The organism is Loktanella sp. S4079, assembly GCF_000967725.1.
In the GTDB taxonomy this organism is placed as follows: domain Bacteria; phylum Pseudomonadota; class Alphaproteobacteria; order Rhodobacterales; family Rhodobacteraceae; genus Yoonia.
Genome location: NZ_JXYE01000002.1, coordinates 923,857 through 945,077 on the forward strand (window position 1 = coordinate 923,857; position 21,221 = coordinate 945,077).

The 21,221-nt window shown below is 54.9% G+C and carries 26 protein-coding genes; 8 read left to right on the plus strand and 18 right to left on the minus strand.

All coding sequences use genetic code 11. From position 1 onward, the window contains the following. Positions 1 to 88: 88 nt before the first annotated feature. From TW80_RS05730 to TW80_RS05760, 7 genes are all read left to right on the plus strand, one after another. Positions 89 to 973, plus strand: coding sequence for a LysR family transcriptional regulator (locus tag TW80_RS05730; RefSeq protein WP_045996323.1), 885 nt, complete (start codon positions 89 to 91; stop codon positions 971 to 973). A gap of 121 nt (positions 974 to 1,094) precedes the next feature. Then, the gene (locus TW80_RS05735) at positions 1,095 to 2,024 is read left to right on the plus strand and encodes a class I fructose-bisphosphate aldolase (RefSeq protein ID WP_045996324.1); all 930 of its coding nucleotides are present in this window, start codon (positions 1,095 to 1,097) and stop codon (positions 2,022 to 2,024) included. Positions 2,025 to 2,142: 118 nt separating this feature from the next. Next, positions 2,143 to 2,442: an FtsB family cell division protein gene (locus TW80_RS05740; RefSeq protein ID WP_084625718.1), complete on the plus strand. Its 300-nt coding sequence runs from the start codon at positions 2,143 to 2,145 to the stop codon at positions 2,440 to 2,442. 98 nt (positions 2,443 to 2,540) lie between these two features. Next, a complete protein-coding gene (locus tag TW80_RS05745; RefSeq protein WP_045996326.1) occupies positions 2,541 to 2,954 on the plus strand; it encodes a RidA family protein in 414 nt (137 codons plus the stop codon). 188 nt (positions 2,955 to 3,142) lie between these two features. Next, positions 3,143 to 4,144 carry a pyruvate dehydrogenase (acetyl-transferring) E1 component subunit alpha gene (pdhA, locus tag TW80_RS05750; protein WP_045996327.1) on the plus strand — a complete coding sequence of 334 codons (1,002 nt, stop codon included), beginning with the start codon at positions 3,143 to 3,145 and terminating at the stop codon, positions 4,142 to 4,144. A gap of 3 nt (positions 4,145 to 4,147) precedes the next feature. Further along, positions 4,148 to 5,512, plus strand: coding sequence for a pyruvate dehydrogenase complex E1 component subunit beta (locus TW80_RS05755; protein WP_045996328.1), 1,365 nt, complete (start codon positions 4,148 to 4,150; stop codon positions 5,510 to 5,512). 12 nt (positions 5,513 to 5,524) lie between these two features. Continuing rightward, on the plus strand, positions 5,525 to 6,805 hold the full coding sequence (locus TW80_RS05760) for a pyruvate dehydrogenase complex dihydrolipoamide acetyltransferase (protein WP_045996329.1): 1,281 nt from the start codon (positions 5,525 to 5,527) through the stop codon (positions 6,803 to 6,805). 59 nt (positions 6,806 to 6,864) lie between these two features. Here TW80_RS05760 and TW80_RS05765 read toward each other — a convergent pair whose 3' ends face one another. From TW80_RS05765 to TW80_RS05775, 3 genes are all read right to left on the minus strand, one after another. Further along, a complete protein-coding gene (locus TW80_RS05765) occupies positions 6,865 to 7,749 on the minus strand; it encodes an NAD(P)/FAD-dependent oxidoreductase (protein WP_045996330.1) in 885 nt (294 codons plus the stop codon). A 4-nt stretch (positions 7,750 to 7,753) separates the two neighbouring features. Further along, positions 7,754 to 8,197: an RrF2 family transcriptional regulator gene (locus tag TW80_RS05770; RefSeq protein ID WP_045996331.1), complete on the minus strand. Its 444-nt coding sequence runs from the start codon at positions 8,195 to 8,197 to the stop codon at positions 7,754 to 7,756. Between the two features lie 68 nt (positions 8,198 to 8,265). After that, positions 8,266 to 8,703 (minus strand): MarR family winged helix-turn-helix transcriptional regulator, encoded by a 438-nt coding sequence (locus tag TW80_RS05775; protein WP_045996332.1) that lies wholly within the window; start codon positions 8,701 to 8,703, stop codon positions 8,266 to 8,268. A 108-nt stretch (positions 8,704 to 8,811) separates the two neighbouring features. Between TW80_RS05775 and TW80_RS05780 the strand changes: the two genes are divergently transcribed. Next, positions 8,812 to 9,243 carry an organic hydroperoxide resistance protein gene (locus TW80_RS05780; protein WP_045997046.1) on the plus strand — a complete coding sequence of 144 codons (432 nt, stop codon included), beginning with the start codon at positions 8,812 to 8,814 and terminating at the stop codon, positions 9,241 to 9,243. A gap of 51 nt (positions 9,244 to 9,294) precedes the next feature. Here the strand turns inward: TW80_RS05780 and cysE are convergent, their stop codons facing one another. From cysE to TW80_RS05855, 15 genes are all read right to left on the minus strand, one after another. Next, positions 9,295 to 10,101 carry a serine O-acetyltransferase gene (gene cysE, locus TW80_RS05785; RefSeq protein ID WP_045996333.1) on the minus strand — a complete coding sequence of 269 codons (807 nt, stop codon included), beginning with the start codon at positions 10,099 to 10,101 and terminating at the stop codon, positions 9,295 to 9,297. An 81-nt stretch (positions 10,102 to 10,182) separates the two neighbouring features. Beyond that, entirely contained in the window at positions 10,183 to 10,467 is a 285-nt protein-coding gene (locus TW80_RS05790) for a DUF7742 family protein (protein WP_052700896.1), read from the minus strand. A gap of 2 nt (positions 10,468 to 10,469) precedes the next feature. Next, on the minus strand, positions 10,470 to 14,357 hold the full coding sequence (locus tag TW80_RS05795) for a baseplate multidomain protein megatron (RefSeq protein ID WP_045996334.1): 3,888 nt from the start codon (positions 14,355 to 14,357) through the stop codon (positions 10,470 to 10,472). Between the two features lie 6 nt (positions 14,358 to 14,363). Next, the gene (locus TW80_RS05800; protein WP_045996335.1) at positions 14,364 to 14,795 is read right to left on the minus strand and encodes an NlpC/P60 family protein; all 432 of its coding nucleotides are present in this window, start codon (positions 14,793 to 14,795) and stop codon (positions 14,364 to 14,366) included. Beyond that, positions 14,792 to 15,676 carry a DUF2163 domain-containing protein gene (locus TW80_RS05805; RefSeq protein ID WP_045996336.1) on the minus strand — a complete coding sequence of 295 codons (885 nt, stop codon included), beginning with the start codon at positions 15,674 to 15,676 and terminating at the stop codon, positions 14,792 to 14,794. Before TW80_RS05805 ends, TW80_RS05800 begins: the two co-directional genes overlap by 4 nt. Then, positions 15,673 to 16,305, minus strand: a complete 633-nt coding sequence (locus TW80_RS05810; RefSeq protein WP_045996337.1) for a DUF2460 domain-containing protein — start codon at positions 16,303 to 16,305, stop codon at positions 15,673 to 15,675. The genes TW80_RS05805 and TW80_RS05810 overlap by 4 nt, the downstream gene beginning before the upstream one ends. 9 nt (positions 16,306 to 16,314) lie before the next feature. Next, entirely contained in the window at positions 16,315 to 16,974 is a 660-nt protein-coding gene (locus TW80_RS05815) for a phage tail tape measure protein (protein ID WP_045996338.1), read from the minus strand. Further along, positions 16,967 to 17,170, minus strand: coding sequence for a rcc01693 family protein (locus TW80_RS05820; RefSeq protein ID WP_045996339.1), 204 nt, complete (start codon positions 17,168 to 17,170; stop codon positions 16,967 to 16,969). Before TW80_RS05820 ends, TW80_RS05815 begins: the two co-directional genes overlap by 8 nt. Then, positions 17,167 to 17,481: a gene transfer agent family protein gene (locus TW80_RS05825; RefSeq protein WP_045996340.1), complete on the minus strand. Its 315-nt coding sequence runs from the start codon at positions 17,479 to 17,481 to the stop codon at positions 17,167 to 17,169. The genes TW80_RS05820 and TW80_RS05825 overlap by 4 nt, the downstream gene beginning before the upstream one ends. Further along, entirely contained in the window at positions 17,481 to 17,897 is a 417-nt protein-coding gene (locus TW80_RS05830; protein ID WP_045996341.1) for a phage major tail protein, TP901-1 family, read from the minus strand. The genes TW80_RS05825 and TW80_RS05830 overlap by 1 nt, the downstream gene beginning before the upstream one ends. 22 nt (positions 17,898 to 17,919) lie before the next feature. Next, complete coding sequence (locus TW80_RS05835) at positions 17,920 to 18,333, minus strand: DUF3168 domain-containing protein (protein WP_045996342.1); 414 nt, start codon at positions 18,331 to 18,333, stop codon at positions 17,920 to 17,922. Then, a complete protein-coding gene (locus TW80_RS05840) occupies positions 18,330 to 18,668 on the minus strand; it encodes a phage head closure protein (protein ID WP_045996343.1) in 339 nt (112 codons plus the stop codon). Before TW80_RS05840 ends, TW80_RS05835 begins: the two co-directional genes overlap by 4 nt. Continuing rightward, complete coding sequence (locus TW80_RS05845; protein ID WP_045996344.1) at positions 18,665 to 19,264, minus strand: head-tail connector protein; 600 nt, start codon at positions 19,262 to 19,264, stop codon at positions 18,665 to 18,667. The genes TW80_RS05840 and TW80_RS05845 overlap by 4 nt, the downstream gene beginning before the upstream one ends. 154 nt (positions 19,265 to 19,418) lie before the next feature. Next, positions 19,419 to 20,600 carry a phage major capsid protein gene (locus tag TW80_RS05850; RefSeq protein ID WP_045996345.1) on the minus strand — a complete coding sequence of 394 codons (1,182 nt, stop codon included), beginning with the start codon at positions 20,598 to 20,600 and terminating at the stop codon, positions 19,419 to 19,421. Positions 20,601 to 20,629: 29 nt separating this feature from the next. Beyond that, a complete protein-coding gene (locus tag TW80_RS05855; RefSeq protein WP_045996346.1) occupies positions 20,630 to 21,160 on the minus strand; it encodes an HK97 family phage prohead protease in 531 nt (176 codons plus the stop codon). Positions 21,161 to 21,221 lie beyond the last annotated feature (61 nt).

The window sequence follows — 21,221 nt, forward strand, 5'->3', positions numbered from 1 at the left end:
ATGATTGACAGGTAGCGCATTTCAATTATTCGAATAATATGGGCATTATTGGTTTAACAATTCGTCTACATCGAACAATAGGATCAGCATGGACCGTTTTCAGGAAATGCAAATCTTTGTCCATGTCGTTGATGTACGCAGCTTTCGAGGTGCGGCCGCGGCGTTGGGGCTGGCGCCATCAACGGTGACAGATGCGGTCAAACGGGGCGAAGAACGGCTACGCACGCGACTGCTTGATCGGACGACCCGCGTTGTTTCACCTACCCCCGATGGGCTAGTTTGGTATGCCCGCTGCAAAGAGATCATTCACGAAGTTGAGGACGCTGAGAGCACCTTTACCAATAGTTCCCCCGAGGGGCGCGTGCGTCTTGATGCGGTCGGTTCGCTTGCTCGGCAGGTCCTGTTGCCCGCCTTACCTGCGTTTCTTCAGCAGTACCCCAAGATCGAATTAATCTTAACCGAGGGCGAACGGCTAGTTGATCTGATCCGCGAAGGCGTCGATATCGCGCTGCGCGCCGGCCCTCTAGAAGATAGCGGGCTTATTCGTCGTTCGTTGGGCGAACTGTCTGAGGTCACTGTCGCCTCGCGCGAATATGTGTCGCGGCACGGGATGCCCACCGATCCCAATGACCTGAACGGACACCAGATGATTGGCTTCTATTCAACCCGTACGCAGAATGTCCTCCCTCTTGATTTTGTCTGGAATGGAAAGGTGGTGACACGTCAACTGCCTTGCACACTTACCGTGTCAGGAACCGAAACATTGATCGAGGCCGCCCGCGCAGGGCTTGGGATCGCACAACTGCCACGGTATCGCCTGCAAGACGATCTGCGTAACGGAACCATGATAGAGCTACTTAACGAATGCCAACCAACGCCTTCGCCCCTGGCTGCCATTTACCCGCGGGACAGGCATCTTTCCGCACGGGTGCGCGTTGTCCTGGATTGGCTTTCCAGTCTGAAATTCGGCTAATTATCGCCCGCTTCCAAAGTGTTAACGCAAACATTCAAAGTGTTAGCGCAACCGTTATTGTATTGGGTTTTCTGCCTGTTAAAGGCGCTTATAGCGAATTGCATTAAAGGAATGCCACGTTATGAAAACCACAAAAGCTGTCCAACGAATTCTCGCCAATTACGAAGGTGAAAACCCCGGCGTAAAAGCAAACCTTGCCCGTATTATGATGGCAGGTAAGCTGGGAGGCACCGGAAAGATGATTATCCTTCCAGTTGATCAGGGGTTTGAACATGGCCCTGCCCGTTCCTTTGCGCCGAACCCTACAGCCTATGACCCGCATTATCACTATCAACTCGCGATTGACGCGGGGCTGAATGCCTATGCTGCCCCACTAGGCATGATCGAAGCCGGCGCTGATACCTTTGCCGGGCAAATTCCAACAATTCTCAAGGTGAATTCGGCGAACTCCCTGATCCCATCAGCAGCACCTAAAACGCAGGCAATTACCGCCTCTGTTGATGATGCGCTGCGCTTGGGATGTTCCGCTATTGGTTTCACAATCTACCCGGGTTCGTCCGCTGCACTGAACATGTTCAGTGATATCGCTGAAATGCGCAAAGAGGCGGCCGCCAAGGGGATCGCCACAGTAATCTGGTCTTATCCGCGCGGTGAATCCCTTGATAAGGACGGTGAAACAGCCATTGATATCGCAGCCTATGCCGCACAAATCGCAGGTCTCTTGGGCGCGCATATCATCAAGATCAAGCTGTCCACAGATCACCTATCGCTGCCCGAAGCGAAAAAGGTCTATGAAGCTGAAGGCATCGACATCGCAACACAGGCAGCACGTGTGAAGCACTGCGTCGATAGTGCGTTGGGTGGGCGTCGCTTGATGGTGTTCTCGGGCGGTGCAGCCAAAGGTGCTGATGCGGTCTATGATGATGCCCGCGCAATTCGTGACGGCGGCGGCAACGGTTCGATCATTGGCCGGAACTCTTTCCAGCGTGATCGCGCTGACGCGCTTGAGATGCTTGCGAAATTGGTCGAGATCTATCGCGGCAAGGCATAAATCCGCCAAAAACATGTAATTATCCCCTATTTGTTGAAAATAGGGGATTCACATTGCGAATCATCTGTGCGATTCTAACGTTAGTCACCCGCAAAGAGGTGGCGCTAGAGGCAAGCAGATGTTCCGACGTAGTCGCCCCCAAATGGGCACCCTTTTGTATTTCCTAGGCGCTTTGATGCTTGGGCTGTATTTCACCTTTGCTGCTGTGCAGGGGGATTACGGCCTATTCAAACGTATTGAGATCCACGCGGAAGGCGACGCATTACAGCAGGAACTAGCAATCCTTCAGGCGGAGGTGGGGCGCATGGAGAACCTCACCTCCCGCCTGTCGGACAATTACCTCGACCTTGATCTGCTCGACCAGCAAGCCCGTGATGTGCTGGGCCTGATCCGGGCGGATGAGGTCGTTATTCGGTAGTACCAACCACCCACTCAGTCATATTTAAATTTTATGCCAGATTGCATGCTGGCCATTTGCCTGCGCAAATGCGGCAAATATAATTTCGGGATCATCTTATGACGACAGAAGCTCTAACCATTCCAGAAGGTAACGCGATGTTTGATGGCTATCGCGCGGCCTTTGAGAAATACGGGTTTTCGCCAGCGGTAAAGTCTGGTGACTTTCTTTTCATATCTGGCCAAGTGGGCGCGCGTCCTGATGGCACGGCACCAACAGATGTCGGTGCGCAAACGGAATTGGCAATCCTGCGCATTCAAGAACTGTTGCGTCTGGCAGGCCTAGATCTGAGCGACCTTGTCGATGTGACCAGCTATCATGTCGATATCGAAAACACGCTCGAAGAATTCATGGCAGTAAAGCAGCGTTTTATCAAAAGCCCCTTCCCCGCTTGGTCGATCATTGGCATTTCCGGACTGAGCCGACCTGAGCTGAAGATCGAAATCAAAGCGACCGCAGCGCTGTGCAAATAAATCAAATGGTTGGCTGATGCCAAGATTATGGTGAACACTGCGGACACCACCCGCAATCGAACCATAAAAATATAGCCCTAGCGCACCCCAAAGGGTGCATTCACTTTAGCTCTCGCAATCCTTGCAATCTTCCTGTATAAGATTGTTTAACGTTAAACTATATTGAAAATAGTGCTGGAGGATTGCACATGCCGCCCAAAAAGGCCGCCGCAAAACCCAACGTCTCGGCTGAGGAGCTGCTGGGGCATTACCGTGAAATGCTGCTGATCCGGCGATTTGAAGAGAAGGCAGGCCAGCTTTATGGCATGGGCCTGATCGGCGGGTTCTGTCACCTTTACATCGGCCAAGAAGCCGTTGTTGTTGGCCTTGAGGCCGCAGCAGAAGAAGGCGACAAACGCATCACATCATACCGCGACCACGGACATATGCTGGCCTGCGGCATGGACCCAAAAGGGATCATGGCAGAGCTGACCGGCCGCGAAGGTGGTTTTTCCAAAGGGAAAGGCGGCTCGATGCACATGTTCTCGAAAGAGAAGCATTTCTACGGCGGTCACGGCATCGTGGGCGCACAGGTGCCTCTGGGTGCAGGTCTTGCCTTTGCGGATAAATACAAGGGTAATGATCGTGTGACCTTTGCCTATTTCGGCGATGGCGCAGCCAACCAAGGTCAAGTCTACGAGACCTACAACATGGCTGAACTGTGGGATCTGCCCGTCGTTTTCGTCATTGAAAACAACCAATATGCGATGGGTACCTCTGTTCAGCGCTCGACAAAATCGCCTTCGCTTTGGGAACGTGGTGCCGCCTATGGTATCGAGGGCGAAGAAGTCGATGGGATGAACGTCCTGGCTGTCAAAGAAGCAGGCGAACGCGCTGTTGCGCACTGCCGTGCTGGCAAAGGCCCATATATCCTAGAGGTTAAAACATATCGCTATCGCGGTCACTCTATGTCTGACCCTGCAAAATACCGTACCCGTGAAGAAGTCCAGAAAATGCGTGATGAGCGTGACCCAATTGAACAGGTCCGCGACATGCTATTGACCGGCAAGCACGCGTCCGAGGATGACCTGAAAGCCATCGACAAAGAAATCAAAGCCATCGTTAACGAGGCTGCTGATTTCTCAAAAGAAAGCCCAGAGCCCGCGTTAGAAGAGCTTTGGACAGATATTTACGCAGAAGTGGAGGCGTAAACCATGGCAACCGAAATTTTGATGCCCGCCCTTTCCCCCACAATGGAAGAAGGCACGCTCGCCAAATGGCTGGTTAAAGAAGGTGACACCGTTTCATCCGGTGACATCATCGCAGAAATCGAAACCGACAAGGCTACAATGGAATTTGAAGCCGTCGATGAAGGTATCGTCGGTAAAATTCTGGTCGCTGAAGGCACCGAAGGCGTAAAGGTGAACGACGCCATCGCGATCCTTGTTGAAGAAGGCGAAGACGTTCCAGAAGCTGGCGCAACTGCTGCCCCTGCTGCGCAAGCACCGACCGAAACAGCACCCGCTGCCGCGCCAGCCGTTGCAGCCCCTGCAGCACCAGTGGCCGATGCCACCCCTGATTGGGACGCTGATGTTGCGGTCAAATCGACAACCGTTCGCGAAGCTCTGCGCGACGCAATGGCCGAAGAAATGCGCCGCGATGAGGATGTATTCCTCATGGGGGAGGAAGTCGCCGAGTACCAAGGTGCCTATAAGATTTCCCAAGGTCTGCTGGACGAATTTGGCGCAAAGCGCGTGATTGACACACCGATCACCGAACATGGCTTTGCAGGTATCGCAACTGGTGCGGCATTCGGTGGATTGAAACCAATCGTCGAATTCATGACCTTTAACTTTGCGATGCAAGCGATCGACCACCTGATCAACTCTGCGGCTAAGACGCTTTATATGTCCGGCGGTCAGATGGGTGCACCTATGGTTTTCCGCGGCCCGAACGGTGCGGCAGCGCGTGTTGGCGCGCAGCACTCACAAGACTACGCAGCGTGGTACATGCAAATTCCTGGCCTTAAGGTCGTGATGCCCTATTCTGCGGCGGATGCAAAAGGCCTGATGAAGAGCGCAATTCGTGACCCGAACCCTGTGATCTTCCTCGAGAATGAAATCCTGTATGGTAAGTCTTTCGACGTGCCAGTCATGGATGATTTCACTATTCCGTTTGGTAAGGCCAAGATCGAACGCGCAGGCGACGATGTGACCATCGTGTCGTTTGGCATCGGGATGACCTATGCATTGGAAGCCGCTGAAAAGCTGGCAGAAGAAGGCATCAACGCGGAAGTGATCAACCTGCGGACTTTGCGCCCTATGGATACGGCAACCATCCTGAATTCTGTACGCAAGACCAACCGCTGTGTCACCGTCGAAGAAGGCTGGCCACAAGGTTCCGTAGGTGGCTACATCAGCACGGTAATCATGCAAGAGGCGTTCGACTACCTTGATGCGCCTGTCATCAACTGCACCGGCAAAGACGTTCCGATGCCTTACGCCGCTAACCTCGAAAAACACGCGCTTGTCACGACCGAAGAAGTGGTCGCCGCAGTCAAGCAAGTGACTTATCGCTAAGGAGACAAAGCAATGGCAACTGAAATCCTAATGCCCGCCCTGTCCCCTACGATGGAGGAAGGCACATTAGCAAAATGGCATGTCAAAGAGGGCGACACCGTTGCCTCGGGTGACATCATGGCCGAGATCGAGACCGACAAAGCAACGATGGAATTCGAAGCAGTTGACGAAGGCGTCATCGGCAAGATCCTGATTGCCGAAGGTACAGAAGGCGTGAAGGTAAACGACGTCATCGCAATTCTGGTCGAAGAAGGCGAAGAGGTTCCAGCAGAAATGCCAGCAAAGGCGGCCCCCGCTGCGGCACCAGCAGATACCCCCGCCGAAGCGGCACCTGCTGCGTCTGCAACCCCTGCCCCTGCAGCCCCCAAGAAAGATGGCGAGCGTATCTTTGCGACGCCTCTGGCGCGCCGTATTGCGGCAGATAAGGGCTTGGACCTGAGCCAAATCGCTGGCTCTGGCCCACATGGTCGCATCGTCAAGGCGGATGTTGAAAACGCAACAGCAGCCCCCAAAGCGGCCCCAGCAGCAAAAGCTGAAGCACCGGCAGCGGCACTTGCGACCGGCCCATCGACAGATGCTGTGCTCAAGACCTATGCAGATCGTCCGCACGAGGAAGTGAAGCTGGACGGCATGCGCAAGACCATTGCGGGTCGCCTAACAGAGGCCAAGCAATCGGTGCCGCATTTCTATCTGCGCCGGGATATTCAGCTCGACGCGCTGTTGAAATTCCGCAGCCAATTGAACAAACAGCTTGAGCCACGCGGCGTGAAATTGTCGGTCAACGACTTTATCATCAAAGCATGCGCGCTTGCCTTGCAGCAAGTTCCCGAAGCCAATGCTGTTTGGGCAGGTGATCGGACTTTGCAGTTCGAAAAATCGGATGTCGCTGTCGCGGTTGCAATCGAAGGCGGGCTGTTCACGCCAGTTCTGCAAGACGCGGATAGCAAATCGCTTTCAGCTTTGTCGGTTGAGATGAAAGATCTCGCCACCCGTGCCCGTGACCGCAAGCTCGCGCCGCACGAATATCAGGGCGGGTCATTCGCGATCTCTAACCTTGGCATGTTTGGCATCGATAACTTTGACGCCATTATCAACCCACCTCATGCCGCCATTTTGGCTGTGGGCGCAGGGGTTAAGAAACCTGTCGTTGGCGAAGATGGTGAACTGGCGGTTGCAACGGTCATGTCTACGACACTGTCCGTTGATCACCGGGTCATTGACGGTGCGTTGGGTGCAAACCTGCTGAACGCGATCAAGGATAACCTTGAGAATCCGATGCTGATGCTGGCCTAAGCCAGACAGTTTCGATTGAATTGGGCGGCCCGGCATAACTGCGGGGCCGCCTTTTTTGTTTAGCCAAACACAAGCGAAGCGTGCACCTGCGCCCCGGCCCATGCCCCATCACCCACCGCGAGTGAGACCGAATGCGGCACGCGTGCCACGTCTCCACAGGCATAGACGCCAGGGATGTTCGTGGCCTTACCCTCATCCGTTTGGATCATGGTGCCAAATCCAGTTTCAACGATCTGGCAGCCCAGTTTGTCCACAATCGGTGACGCTGGCGCATTCGTCGAAGCCGTGAACAGCCCGGCAAACGACAGGCTCCGACCGTCCGTCAAAACAACATCCGCGTTGCCACTCAACCGTGCGATCGGCGTCGTTTCGATCTGCACCCCACGCGCGTTAAGCTGTGTCAGCGTTTCCTTGTCCAAGACCAGCGCATCGTTCAAGAAGAACGTCACATCGCCCCACTCGGGGATCAGCCTTGCTTGGTGGATCGACATCTCACCCGTTGCAATCACGCCGATCTTTCCTTTGTTAAGCTCATAGCCGTGACAATACGGACAGTGAAATACATGTCGTCCCCAGCGTTCCTTTAAGCCTTCGATCTCGGGCAATTTATCGGATACCCCCGTGGCCAAGATAATGCGGCGTGCGCTGTACTGAGTTCCGGCATCCGTTGTCACGGTAAAGCTGTCGATTGTGCCAGATGCATCCACTGCCTTTGCGTTCACCCAAGTAAGCGTCGGATAATGTTCGAGCTGCGCCTTAGCTGTCGCGGCAATTTGGGCGGGGTCAACGCCATCTTGGCTGAGAAACCCTTGTGCATGGGGCGCAAAGCGATTTCTGCGCTCACCTGTATCGATGATCACGACCTTTCGATGGGCGCGCAAGAGCTGCAGGGCTGCTGCCATTCCGGCGTAGCTGCCCCCGATGACAATCACGTCATGGGTCATATTTTTAGTCCTTTTGTTGTCGGTACTTCGCGTGCCGTCGCGCAAACTCCGCAGCCAATTGAGCCAATGTGACGGATTTGAAACGCGCGATCAAAAGCGCCTCTGCCTGAGCTAAGGTATCATCAAGCGCGGCATTTACAGATTGTTCCACCAGACAATTTGGGTTTTCATTCCGGTTTCCGATGGCAAAAAACGCCGGTTCACCCAACGCGTCGTGCAAATCAAAAAGTGTCACTTTGCTCAGTTCTGCATTGATGCGCCATCCACCCGCGTGTCCCCTTTCGGATGTCACTAATCCTGCGTTGCGCAACAATCCCATTGTTCGGCGCACAACCACAGGATTGGTGCACATGCATTTTGCAAGCACCTCGGAGGTTATCGGTTTCCCCTGCTCTGCCATATGCAAGAGCGCGTGGAGGACGGAGGATAGGCGGCTGTCTTTCTTCATGTAACTATTGTAGTTACGATTCGTGAAAGAATGCAAGCCCCGCAATATTCACAATGCGTGATGGCGAATTATTCCGGGCAGCTAATTTGACTGCGCAGCTTACGCAAAAGATCACGCAGCTGAATAAATTCCTGCAATGAAAGACCCGAAGCAGCCAGCAAACAGTCGCTCATTTTGTTGCGGCTGGCACCCATCTCGCGCCCTTTGTCTGTCAATGACACCAGAACCCGCCGTTCGTCATCGACTGCCCGCGTACGCTTCACCAACCCAGCGAACGACAAGCGCTTAATCAGCGGAGTCAAAGTGGAACTTTCCAACCCCAATATTTGCCCGATCTCGCCGACGGAACGTTCGTCGCCTTCCCATAGCGACATCATCACTAGGTACTGCGGATAAGTGACCCCAAGACTTGTCAGCAGCGGTTTATAGAGCCGCCCAATCTCTAGATTGGTGCTGTAGACATCAAAGCAAATCATGTCATCAAGTGTCAAAGTCGTTGTTTTCATGTGGTTCTCCTGTGGATACCTACTGCTTATCACGCGATTATCTTGCGCGCATTGACATATTTATATCGCGCGATAAATAATATCAAACAATCAATCAAAGGAGTCGTTATGCCTGCTTCCAAAGTTCTGTATTCTACATCTGCAACAGCAACCGGCGGCCGCGATGGGCGCTCAAGAACGCACGATGGTGCACTTGATCTAAAGCTGACAACACCCACTGAATTAGGCGGCGCAGGAGGCGACGGTGTGAACCCTGAGCAGCTCTTTGCTGCGGGGTATGCAGCCTGTTTTCTCGGTGCGCTCAAGGCCTATGCCCGCGGTAAGAAAATCGCAGTGCCTGATAGCGCCGAGGTGACCGCCAAGGTGGGGATCGGCCCACGCGATGATAATGGCTTTGGCATTGCCGTTGAAATTGGCGTTAAATTACCCGGAGTTGCCGATGATGAGGCCGACGATCTCATTGCTGGGGCGCACCACGTTTGCCCTTATTCGGATGCAACACGCGGTTCGCTAGAAATCACGCCGACACGTATCAGCTAATGCAAAGAGCGGGGCAAAATTGCCCCGCTTTTCGTCGTATTCTCGTGAAAATCAGTTGGTTTCGATGAACTGGTTCATCGACATTGATGGTTGCGAACACCCTGCTTCCCCGACAATGCGGGCGGGAACACCTGCGACGGTCTTCATCGGTGGGACATCGTCGAGCACGACAGAACCTGCTGCCACACGGCTGCATTGCCCAACGGTGATATTGCCAAGCACTTTGGCACCTGCACCGATCAGGACGCCATTGCCAATTTTGGGGTGCCGGTCGTCGTCTTCTTTGCCGGTCCCGCCAAGCGTCACAGAATGCAGCATTGAAACGTTATCACCAACGACCGCAGTTTCACCGACGACGATCGAATGCGCGTGATCAATCATGATCCCCTGCCCGATCCGTGCCGCCGGATGGATATCGACGCCAAATAGCTCGCTCACCCGCATCTGTACGAAATAGGCTAGATCCTTGCGTCCCTGCGTCCATAGCCAATGCCCCAGACGATAGGCTTGCACAGCTTGGAAACCCTTAAAGAACATCAAGGGTTGCAAAAACCGATGGCATGCAGGGTCCCGATCAAAAATCGCCACAATATCAGCGCGGGCCGCAGCAGTGAGCTGCGTATCTTGTACATAGGCGCTATCTGCGATCTCGCGAATGATTTGCTCTGACATTTCCGGCGAAGCAAGCTTCATCGCCAAGCGATAGGCCAATGCGCCCTCAAAGCTGTTGTGGTGCAGAATACAGGCATGGATCATCCCACCAATCAGCGGTTCAGAATTGATCGCGTCTTCAGCCTCAGAACAGATGCGCTGCCAAACGGGATCAAGTTCGCGCAGTGTTGGGTTGAGATGTGCCATAGGGGTATCCTTTGCGTTTCAGACCCTTTGTGTAGATCATATAGGGTGCTGTCGCCAAGAACAAAGCTGTGATTTTCTACATCACAGATCGCGATCATTCATCAGAACCATTGCAATTGTAACCAGGCACTCAACGAATGCCCGATCACAAAAGGCTGCACGCGGTGCGGATTTTTGCTTGGTGGCCGCTGACATCAGTGTGCCATTTCCAAATCGCGGATGGGCAAACCCAGTGCGCGCACGATGAGCGTGGGCAAGCCGTGCATTACGGCACAGCTCTTGGGCTTTGGCTTTGCGCGCGGGTGCCGGCACTGCGTACAGCACCCGCGCGGCGGCCTCAATATCGGCCAATTGAACTTGCAACATCGTTAGAACTGCATATTCACACCCACATAGGGCCCAGCGCCAAAACGTGCGGAAAGTTGCGCCACCTCGATCCGATAGGGGGTTTCACCGACCTCTGCAGCGCGTGCAACCTCTGGATAGGACCAATGCGGCGTATCTGTGGTTTCTTGCCTCCGCACGATGCCGTCTTGGACAACACGGATTTGATAGCTTTCGTTTTCTTCACCAAGTGGGATTTCCGCGTCGCCCCACTGATCGCCATCAATCCGGCTGCACCGTATCCATGACAGGCCGATGTCGCCCAGCGCAGTGTCGACACGTAGATGCGCCACCGGATAAGGTCGAAGACCGTTTCCGTGGAAACTTTGAACAGCGTAGCGATAGCTTGGGTCTGTCATTGGACGCTCTGCGGGACCATATCGCAGATGTCGCGGCACCCCACGCGATGACGCGGGCAGATCAATCTGCGCGGGCGTCCCGTCCAAAATCACCACCTTGGAGCCGGTCGGCCATTCATCAGGCATGATCCCACGGCTGCCCGCTTGGCCACGTAGCAATCCCGACAAGCGATAGCGCCGTTCACCCACAGGGATCGCCTTTGCGAATTGAATGATCTCCCATTTGTCGGGCGTTCCATCGCCAATCGCCAGCGTGTTGGCCCCTGACAGCAACGCCGAAACTGTGACAGAGCTGAGTTCACCAGCAATCAGTGTCAGTTCAAGACCTTCTTGCCGATCCCAAATACCGACTGGCCCGCGTGGCAGCGGTGACTGGGTTATCCCTATGATTGAGGCCCCCTCGATCACCGTTTGCAGCGAGTAACCGCTATCCTCTGGCGCAGAATAAAGCGCGATGTTCCCAGGCCATGGGCGGCCAGCGACCGCGACATAGGGTGCGGTTGGAACCTCGTCACCTCGCAAGAGCGGTAGATCAAGGAACAATGCCTCGACCGGAACGGGGCCCACATATGGATGCAACACCGGTCCATCGCCGTCAAAAGTCTGCCCGCGATAGGCTTCTGCATCAATGCGCGTGGCCTCAATCAGACGCAGTCCCGCTTCTTCCACGCGGTCGACCCGGTATAGACCCTTATGCTGATCTGTATCGAGGGAGACAACGTCGCCCGCACCCACATCCATTAATGACGGCGGCAGCGCAAAGCGTGCCTGATCACGCGCGATACGCGTTTCTTGCAGCCACCGCGTCACCGTATTGCGCCCTTCAGAACGCGTGAGCGCAAGCGGCACCTCGGTCTTGTTCACGGCGTAGGTCTGCTTATCAGGATGAACTGCCTCTGCTGCTATGGCCTCGTAGTCGCCGTCGCTATCCAAGTGGACCACCTGAATCCTTGCCGCCACCTCGGCGGCAGGCGAACGCGTCAAGGACACAACTTGGTCCTTTTCTGTATCAAGGGCCAAATCGTCATCCGTGAGCACATGATCAGCCCGCCCAGCGCGGTTCTCGAACACAAGGACACCGTCACGTTCCATTGCATCAAAACCATAGGTGGTCATCAGTGGTTGTAAGGCGGATCTGCCTGACGTGATCTGATCCACGGCAAAGCCACGCACCACCCCATGTAGCCGCGACACATCAAAGCGTGAGACACCGGATCGTTCGCAAATCTCGGCGACAACACTGGCAAGCGCGCGGTTCGTCACCCGACCATTCAACCAATGACCTCGCGCATAGTTATCCCCGTCTGACCACAGGCTCCGGTTCCCCGGAAAAAATGGATATGGCCGTGCATCCCATGCCCAGACATGCATCCGATTGGTGTCGACCATCGGCGCACCATACACGGACGAAACCGGGTTATGCGCCGCATCGCTAAAATGCCCATAGACTGCCCGGATATATTGCATCTGCATAAAGTCATCACGGTTGCCGTTCGAGTAATATGGCAATTGGGATTCAGACGATTTTGGATCAATAAACTTATTGGGCTGGTTCGCCCCCTTGACGATCGCGGCACAACCGAATTCGGTAAACCAAATTGGTTTGCTTTCCGGAACCCATGCTGTTGGCGTGTCTGATCGCACGCCATCGACACGGTTATGGTGTGGATGCGACCACCAGCCGGCAAAATCCTTGTAGCGCCATACCCATGGCTCTCCGGCTGCGTCCGTGATCGGAGTACGCCGTTGGGCTGCACGTGCCTCTGGTGTCGTGTAATACCAGTCAAAGCCCTCACCACCCGCGACGTTTGATTTGAGGTAATCGAGATTATAGATCGCGCCTGCATCTATATCTGCATGACTGTCCCCATCCCGCCAATCGGCGAGCGGCATGTAGTTATCAACCCCGATAAAGTCGATATTGGGATCTGCCCACAGCGCATCAAGGTGAAAGAATTTATCGCCGGTCCCTGCGGGTTGATAGCCGTGGTATTCAGACCAATCAGCCGCGTAGCTGATTTTACAATCAGGCCCAAGAATCTGACGTACATCCGCAGCCAGTGCACGAAATGCCTCAACTGCCGGAAAGCTGTTATTCGCCCCCCGGATTTGCGTCAAAGCGCGCATCTCAGAGCCGATACAGAACGCTGAGACACCGCCAGCCGCCGCACATAGATGCGCGTAATGCAAGATAAAGCGGCGATAGCCCCAGTCGTTTCCGCTATAGTTCACGGTACCCCCAGTTAGAGTAAAATCAGAGACCTCAGCCTGCCCCATAAATGCAGCGACCTCGGCCTCTGCCATCGCAGTACCGTCGGTAGTACCGTCCATGTAGGGTGCAAGTGCTGTCGTAATCCTACCCCGCCAAGGCAGCGCTGCTTGCCCCACCTCACCGGACCACGGATCGGGCAATAGGTTTCCGTCCAACTGCTCCATCAGGATAAACGGATAGAACACGGCAGACAGGCCGCGCGATTTCATGTCCCGCAATGCTTCGATTACAGATGCATCGGTCGGTGTACCGCCATAGACAGGGGCACCATGCAATTGTGGAACGCGTTCGGATGCGCTCCGGCTGATGCCCGATACTTCCCACGGCATGGCTTCTGCGTCAGTTTCTTTTTGCTCGACCTTCGGCTTAATTGAACACGACCCACAGCGCAGGTCGTCTCCGAACCAAGACACCACCATGACCACAGAGCCGCAGGCTGGCACCTCTTCCTGCAGCGCATTCATTGACACGGTGAAATCGCTTCCGCCCATAGGGGAATTCGTATTCACCGCGACATGCTCTCCGTATGACGGTGACATATGCACCTGAGAGGTCGCCAGACCGTATTCTCCAGTCCCAGGGATCAGGGCCACGCCGGTCACCAAATCACCCAACTCATCCGCACCGGGTCGCATCACCTCAAAGGTGAGCTGTGGAACGCGATTACCGAACTTCGCCAACCCAAGGTCTTCAAACACCACATAGGCAGTCCCGCGATATGCAGGTGTGTTCTCTAACCCTTCAATGGCAGCGATCTTGGGGTCCGGCTGTTGATCTAATGTGCCAGTGTATAAGCGCATATTCAGATCACTTTGACTGATCTCAACCCCATCGGCCCATATACGTCCAATGCGGCTGATTTGCCCCTCGCAAAGAGCAACAGCCAAACTCACGCTATAGGAATACGACGTGACCTCGGGGCCAGATGGCGCGCCCTTACCGCCGCCAGAAGTCTTACTGCTCTCTTCGAAATCCGAGGCCCAGATAACCTGTCCCGGCACCCGCATACGTCCGTAGACCTGTTGCAGATCACCGCCTTCGCCTGCACTGGTCAGGCGAAACCGATCAACGCGGCCAGTTTCAATGGCATCACTCCCAGATCCAAAGAGCTTTTGGTCAATATGGCGCCCAATCGCTGCACCCGCCGCGCGCCCGATTGCCGCCATAGACAGCCCCATAACCGTTCCGCCGATAGAACCACCAATGGCCATACCCGCAGCAGATAGAACAATTGTCGCCATGCGCTTTTATCCTTGAGAAATTTCAAACTGCGCCGCAATACGGCGGCGCCATGGGCCCGACAAAGGGCTCTCGATCACTCCGTGACCTGAATAAGAATGAATGAACATCGGCTGCGGCGCAGATTGTGACACAATGCCGATATGTTTCGCCACAAGGCCATCGCGCATCCGAAACAGCAAAACCTGCCCCGCACAGAGCGGTGTACCGCTCACCTCTTTCATATGGCGCAGCCCAGCCTGATACAGCAATTCCTGCCCCTGCGGTTCTGACCAATCAGCGGTATAGGCTGGTACCTCTTCGGGCTCTGTGCCGAAATATGTGCGCCAGACGCCACGCAACAACCCTAAACAGTCACAGCCGACACCTTGTACAGATGCTTGATGCAAATAAGGCGTACCAATCCATGTGCGTGCGATCTCTACAATGCGTTCGCTCATTTGCGCAGGCTCCCGCCCGTATTCGCGCCAGAGCTACGCGGAATGTTGACCAACCAATCGTCACCAGGAAGATCAGGAAAGCCTTGGAAGTTTATGAAATTGCTAAACTTTTCACGGCATGTAATACCGCGCTTATCACAGCCTGCAACAAGTCGCAAAATATCTTCCGTTCCTATCGCAGCACGAATGGGTTCCCAGAGGGTGATAATGCGCCGCGTACCTTCGGTCACATCAGACTTGATCACGCCACGCAGCCCGTTTGCCGCGCCCGTTTCAACGATCAACTGTCCGCCCTCAAACCAACGCGCGTTAAATGGCGATATCCCCTCAAAAACAAAACTTTGACCTTCGGTGGCCGCAGCGACCGACGCAGTAGTACTAAAGGCAGGGTCCAATAGGTCCACGCCGCAACGGGCATCCCCCAAAACAGCACTGCATGTCTTGAGATACGAGCGCCCTTGCGGTTGGTTTAACGCCTCGGTCAAGCCCCGTAGTTCGGCCTGAAATCCACCGTTTGCACGCGTGATTTCCCCGACGCTGCCCTGAAATCGCAATTGCCGTGCCTCTGGGTCGTCCCATTGCACCAACCATATACGAACCTGCGCGCCATCATAACGCCCTGCGTCAATATCAGCTTCGGTGATGGCACTATCTGACAATACGCCAACCGCCTCGGTATTATTGACCGATAGCCCGCTTGTGCTCGCCAGTGCACGCGCGCTTAGACCGTTCTCGGGCTTAAAGGTCATCCCATCGAATACGATCACTTGATCATGATCTGTAAAGCCAAGCGTGAAACCATCGGTCCGCTCAAGCGCCCAACAATAACAGGTGTGTGTCGCACCGACTGAGAGATGCGAAAGCAAGGATGCGTTGGTCATACACGCACCTCAACAATCGGCACATTCGGGATTTCACCCGCTTGGAAGTTCGACACAGAGGTCATAATTGAATCGGTATCAAACCGCACTGGTACGTCGAATTCAAAGCCCGCACGAATATCTGCCCCGACATCAGGAGGATGCCCAAAGGTCAGCACCCCTGTGGTATGGTCAATTTCGTAATCAACGCCTTCGCGCTGCTCGACCGCACCAATGGCGACGTGCACACTGCCCACCACAGGTTTCGCGATGGGGCGCACATAGCTGGTCTCACCCGAGCGGTAAGTCTTGCTTAGCTGAAAAGTCGCGCGTGTTTCGTCACCTACCCCGATCAACTGATCACCTGCCTCGACTTCTTTGGACGGCGAACACGACTTAAAGTCACTCCAGTCCTTCCAACGAAAACCGATCAATTGTCCCTGTCGGGCCTCAAAAAACGAAATCAACGTTTCAACATCGTCGAGCGACCGCAGCCCCATGCCCGCGTCATAGCGGCGCCTTGCATGGGCCCAGGGCGTGTTGCGTTCCTCAAATCCATTCGCGAGCGTAACAATGTCAGTGCGCCGCTCTGGCCCGCCCACGGACCCAAAGCTCAATGAGGCAGGAAACCGAATGTCATGAAATGTCATGATGACCTCTTATCTGTTACGTTGACCACGCCCCAAGGCGCGCGCCATCTGCGATGCAATCTGACCTTGTGATCGTTGAAAGCTTTGTGCATCGGGGCTTGAGATATTCATGTTGACGGTCACTGCTCCGCCGCCCTGACTCCGCACACCAAGTCGCCCATCAGCACCGCGTGTCAGCGGCATGATGGCTTCGGGGCCAGCTTCGCCCATCAGGCCAGTGCCACCGCGCATGGGAAAGGTCACCGGGCTGCTGACAACGCCACCTTTTGCAAAGGGCATCACGCGCCCCTGACTAAACGCACCGCCATCGGCAAAGGGCATCATACTAGCGACTGCCGAGTTCAGCCCATCAGCTACAGCACCACCCAGATGGTTCATCACCGGATTTACAGCCGCAGAATAGGCCGTGTTGATCATCGATTGTGCCAACCCGCTCAGCGCATCAGACAATTTCGTGCCATCCAGCACCAACCCATCAAATGCGCGCCGCAACCCGCCCGAAAATCCGCGTTCCAGATTGCCCAAATCTCGTGTTGTGTCCGCCAATGCGGTTTGCACCCCACGCAACTGGCTATCGAACGCAGCGGTGACCTGCGCGGCGTCGCCAATCGTTTGTTCCAGCGCCGAGACATCGCTGTCGAGCTGGTCAATTTTATCTAAACTATCCATTCACACTCTCCTTTCGTGCATCAGGAAATGCGGCCTGCAATGCGGCCAACCGCTCGCGGCCCATAGGTGCAGTCACCTGCTGAAGGCCCAACATCGTTTGCAGCTCTAAAGGTGTTAACGCCCAAAACTGCGCGGGCGTCAGACGCAGCCCATGAAGGCCCGCATGCATCAGTCCCGGCCAATCCAAACCAATCATGTCGGCATCGCAAACGCCCGCGCAAGCAAGGTCGCCGCCAACTGTGCAGCCCCCACGGGACCACCAGCAATCTCTGCCGTCATCAGATCCTCTGACGTCCCCTCCCAGCCCGCGCCGCGTAATCCGGCAACAATGACCGCCATCACGTCGCGGCTGGAAAAGGCACCGCCCTCGAACCGACGAATAAGATCAATCAATGATCCTTCGCCAAGATTGGCTTCGAGTTCAGCGAGAGCCCCCAAAGTCAGTTTGCAGGTATAGGCTACGCCATCAATGCGTACTTCGGCCTCGCCGGTCCAAGGGTTTGCCATTAGATCAACGCCGTAAAGCTAAGCGCACCAGCCGATGACAACGATAACTCGTATGTCGCCTCGCCATTGTGCGACCCCGCATATTCAATAGCACTGATTTGGAACGGGCCTTCTACTGTGCCAAAGTCAGGAATAATCACCTGAAAATTGGGTGTTTCACCGTCAAAGAAAATCTGGCGCGCGCGCTCGTCAGTGGCGTCATCCTTAAAGACACCTGACCCAGAGATCGAAGCCGTCTTAACGCCTGCACCACCAAGCAATTCGCGCCAACCGCCTGTGCTCTCGAGGCTGGTGACATCAACGCTTTCCGCATTAAAGCTGATGCGTGTGGCGCGCAGACCCGCGACTGTCTCGAATAGGCCGTCGCCGGTCATGTCAATTTTGACCAAAAGGTCTTTGCCGTTTTGGGCTACCATAGCCTTCTACTCCTTATGGGGGTTAAACATCATCCGCGACACGGGCGCGGAAAATCAGGTTAATCTGACGCATATCGCCGGTGCCGACGCGCGCGGCCTTAGCCTTGTAAAAACTCAACGACACCAGAGCTCCGCGGCTCAAAGGCAGCTCCGCATCAACCAGCGCATCTGACACAGCAGCCGCGGCCGATTTTGCTGTCGAAAACCCGGCACTTTCGGTCACGACCGATATTGTAAACTCGTGAACTGCTCCGCCGCCCGTCTTGTCAGAGGCATCGCGCACATCCTCGGCCCCCAGCACCACATAAAGTGGTGGTAGGCTCCCGGCGGGCAAAGCATCGTAAATCGCGCTCCCGACCAGATTGCTCAACGCCGGGTCTTGGGAAAGACATTCATAAACTGCGGCCTGCAAGGCCGATGCAACACCATAGCTCATGATGCAGTCTCCTCTACGGCATGACAGGTCAGGAACCTTGCATCCGCATCCTGCTCTGCCACGGCTGTAATGTTGAAAACGCGGTTGCCTTCACGAAAACGTTGCCCTGCAACCGGGCGTGAGGCAGCCCCTTCTTGGGCGGCGCGCACTGTGATACGGTACGGAACACGCGACACGCTGGCCGCAAATGCAGCGGCCTCGCGCCCAGTGCCGGCCTTAATCGCGGCCCATAGAATTCCCAATGGCTGCCATTCACGGATATAGCCTCCGGCGCCATCGCTGACTTGCTGCGGCGCTTCAAGAACCAGCGCACGGTTTAACCTTTGCGCCTTCATACCGGGTTCCCCATAAACAGGCGGACCGTGCGGTACTGTTCGATCAAGGCCGACACACCAAATGGCATCGCTGCGGTGCCATGATTAACATCGTGACGAAATTCATAGTAATGCGCCGCCAACATCAAAGCGGCATGCCCCAGATCAGCAGGCAAATCTGACCACTCGGGACCAAAGCCAGCCATAAATCCAATACGAACTGATCCGTTCATTGGGATATGTGGTAGCGCCGTTCCAGCGGCCTTGAGACTTGGGCGCTGATTGTCTGGCTCAAGATACCAACTGTCAGCATCTGCAACAGTTTCATCGCCATTTTGCGCAGTAACACTCAGGTTAGAAATTGCGCTTACTGGGGCAACAGGTAGCGGCTGACGACGTGCATCGCGCCACGCGGTCAATGTCCAGCTAAATTCGCGTTCAATAAGGATCTTACCTGTCCGCGCTTCGATGGCAGCGGTGGCCGCGCGCAAATAGCTTTCCAAAACACCGTCTTGTAACCCATCATCGGAGAAACCCGAACCAAGGCGCAAATGGTCTTTGAATTGTGCGACCGGTAGCGCCGATTGTGGCACGGTGGTCTCTTCGACTAACATCATGGATTATCTCCGAAAATCTCTGATATTTTGATTGATCAGGTCAAAACCCCGGACATGACGGACCAGCGCCACTCGGACGGAAGGAAAATGCTGGACAACACTGGCCCGCATATATGTCCGGGGAACGGGGGCTTACCCCCTGCTCACAACGGGCTTAGCTCGTTGCGAATTTCAGCAGTTTGATCGCGGCAAAGTCGCTGACGGCACCACCCACGCGTTTGGTCGCATAAAACAGCACATGTGGCTTGGCCGAGAACGGATCGCGCAGCACGCGCAAATCTGGACGTTCAGCAACGGTGTAACCCGCACCAAAGTCGCCAAAGGCAATCGCTGTCGCATCAGCGGCAATGTCAGGCATATCCTCGGCAATCAGCACCGGGTAACCCATCAGGCGCGCTGGCTCGCCCGCAGCCAGACCATCAGACCACAAGAAACGACCATCATTGTCTTTGAGCTTGCGGATGGTGCCAGCAGTTTTCGAATTCATTACGAATGTACCATTCGCACGGTATTCAGCACCCAGCGCATAAACCAGATCGACAATTGCGTCACCGCCATCAATGCCACCCGTTGTGCCAGTCGGGACATAGCCCAGGTTGCCCCATGCCCAAACGTCATTATCAACTGTTGGATAGTTCAGCAGACCTGTGGGTTTATCGATACCGTCGCCGTTAATAAATGCGCCCGCTTCAGAGCGCGCAAATTTATCTGCGATACGACCGGCCAGCCAGCCTTCGATGTCGAACGCGCTATCATCCAACAATCGCTGTGACGCTTTGGGCAGCGCAGACAGTTCGTGCAATGGAATGGTGATACGATCGATCTGCGGCGTATCCGTTTCAGCAGTTGCGGTTGTCTCGGTTGCCCAACCAGCACCCATTTCAGTGTGGTCAACCAGCACATCATATGATGTCGCATCAACGCTCACGACATTGGCAATCGCCCGGATCGAGGCAGTCGAAGACAGCGTGCCCTTGATTGTATCAGACGTCTGTGGATCAACCAGATAACCGCCATCTGCTGCCACAGCAGTGTTCATCGACTTACCGTCCAGCTCTAGACCACGCAGCGCGTCATCATCGCCCGAACGCAGATAGGCAGCAAAGGCTTTCTGATGTGGTGCATCTTCGGTGGCACAATTGGCCAATGCTGTGCGCGCGTTCATCATTGTCTTACGGTCCAGCTTGTTCATCCGGTCATCCTGTTTTTGAATTTTGGCACTAATGCCGTTAGAAAACTCTTTGAATTCACTTACAAATCCGGCAATCGCCGCATTCAGTTCCCGGGCAGGAGACACATCTTCTCCGACCCGAGAATTGCTCTCAGTTTTGATCATCAATCAGTCCTTAGATTGTTGTGGCTGGGCTAACCCATCGCCATCAGGCGGCGTGCATCTTCAAATGCAGCGGCCAGTTCACGCAGTGGCGCATACGTCGGGTCATCGCCCTTCGCAGCAACACGTGCATCAGGAAGCATAGGAAAGGTCACGAGTGACACCTCCCACAGCTCCAACTGAGACAAAAGGCGTCCACCCTTGTCGTCCTTTTGGGCCTTAACGGTGCGGTATCCTATCGACAAACCGTCGATGGCACCAGCACTGACCAGCGACGCTGCCTCGCGCCCCTTTGCCACATCAGTGAGCAAGCGCCCCTTGACCCACAGACCGCGATCATCCTCGCGAACCTCATCCCAAACGCCAATCGGTTGTGCCGGGTCATGTTGCCAAAGCATCTTGATCTGACGCCCCTTTGCCAAAGACGCGCGATAGGCTCCGGGCATCACTGTATCACCACCCTGATCGGGCAAACCAAACAGCGACGCATAACCGCTGATCACCGAACCATCGGTCACCGTCACATCCGCACCGACATGGCAGAATTTATGTTCCAAACTCATAGCGCTCTCCCGCTTAGTGCTTTCACAATTTCGAAAACCAAAAGACCAAAACACCCACAGA

Coding starts and splice junctions, on each gene's coding strand:
- TW80_RS05730 (WP_045996323.1), top strand. CDS start 89: ATGGACCGTTTTCAGGAAATGCAAATCTTTGTCCATGTCGTTGATGTA.
- TW80_RS05735 (WP_045996324.1), top strand. CDS start 1,095: ATGAAAACCACAAAAGCTGTCCAACGAATTCTCGCCAATTACGAAGGT.
- TW80_RS05740 (WP_084625718.1), top strand. CDS start 2,143: ATGTTCCGACGTAGTCGCCCCCAAATGGGCACCCTTTTGTATTTCCTA.
- TW80_RS05745 (WP_045996326.1), top strand. CDS start 2,541: ATGACGACAGAAGCTCTAACCATTCCAGAAGGTAACGCGATGTTTGAT.
- pdhA (WP_045996327.1), top strand. CDS start 3,143: ATGCCGCCCAAAAAGGCCGCCGCAAAACCCAACGTCTCGGCTGAGGAG.
- TW80_RS05755 (WP_045996328.1), top strand. CDS start 4,148: ATGGCAACCGAAATTTTGATGCCCGCCCTTTCCCCCACAATGGAAGAA.
- TW80_RS05760 (WP_045996329.1), top strand. CDS start 5,525: ATGGCAACTGAAATCCTAATGCCCGCCCTGTCCCCTACGATGGAGGAA.
- TW80_RS05765 (WP_045996330.1), bottom strand. CDS start 7,749: ATGACCCATGACGTGATTGTCATCGGGGGCAGCTACGCCGGAATGGCA.
- TW80_RS05770 (WP_045996331.1), bottom strand. CDS start 8,197: ATGAAGAAAGACAGCCGCCTATCCTCCGTCCTCCACGCGCTCTTGCAT.
- TW80_RS05775 (WP_045996332.1), bottom strand. CDS start 8,703: ATGAAAACAACGACTTTGACACTTGATGACATGATTTGCTTTGATGTC.
- TW80_RS05780 (WP_045997046.1), top strand. CDS start 8,812: ATGCCTGCTTCCAAAGTTCTGTATTCTACATCTGCAACAGCAACCGGC.
- cysE (WP_045996333.1), bottom strand. CDS start 10,101: ATGGCACATCTCAACCCAACACTGCGCGAACTTGATCCCGTTTGGCAG.
- TW80_RS05790 (WP_052700896.1), bottom strand. CDS start 10,467: ATGTTGCAAGTTCAATTGGCCGATATTGAGGCCGCCGCGCGGGTGCTG.
- TW80_RS05795 (WP_045996334.1), bottom strand. CDS start 14,357: ATGGCGACAATTGTTCTATCTGCTGCGGGTATGGCCATTGGTGGTTCT.
- TW80_RS05800 (WP_045996335.1), bottom strand. CDS start 14,795: ATGAGCGAACGCATTGTAGAGATCGCACGCACATGGATTGGTACGCCT.
- TW80_RS05805 (WP_045996336.1), bottom strand. CDS start 15,676: ATGACCAACGCATCCTTGCTTTCGCATCTCTCAGTCGGTGCGACACAC.
- TW80_RS05810 (WP_045996337.1), bottom strand. CDS start 16,305: ATGACATTTCATGACATTCGGTTTCCTGCCTCATTGAGCTTTGGGTCC.
- TW80_RS05815 (WP_045996338.1), bottom strand. CDS start 16,974: ATGGATAGTTTAGATAAAATTGACCAGCTCGACAGCGATGTCTCGGCG.
- TW80_RS05820 (WP_045996339.1), bottom strand. CDS start 17,170: ATGATTGGTTTGGATTGGCCGGGACTGATGCATGCGGGCCTTCATGGG.
- TW80_RS05825 (WP_045996340.1), bottom strand. CDS start 17,481: ATGGCAAACCCTTGGACCGGCGAGGCCGAAGTACGCATTGATGGCGTA.
- TW80_RS05830 (WP_045996341.1), bottom strand. CDS start 17,897: ATGGTAGCCCAAAACGGCAAAGACCTTTTGGTCAAAATTGACATGACC.
- TW80_RS05835 (WP_045996342.1), bottom strand. CDS start 18,333: ATGAGCTATGGTGTTGCATCGGCCTTGCAGGCCGCAGTTTATGAATGT.
- TW80_RS05840 (WP_045996343.1), bottom strand. CDS start 18,668: ATGAAGGCGCAAAGGTTAAACCGTGCGCTGGTTCTTGAAGCGCCGCAG.
- TW80_RS05845 (WP_045996344.1), bottom strand. CDS start 19,264: ATGATGTTAGTCGAAGAGACCACCGTGCCACAATCGGCGCTACCGGTC.
- TW80_RS05850 (WP_045996345.1), bottom strand. CDS start 20,600: ATGATCAAAACTGAGAGCAATTCTCGGGTCGGAGAAGATGTGTCTCCT.
- TW80_RS05855 (WP_045996346.1), bottom strand. CDS start 21,160: ATGAGTTTGGAACATAAATTCTGCCATGTCGGTGCGGATGTGACGGTG.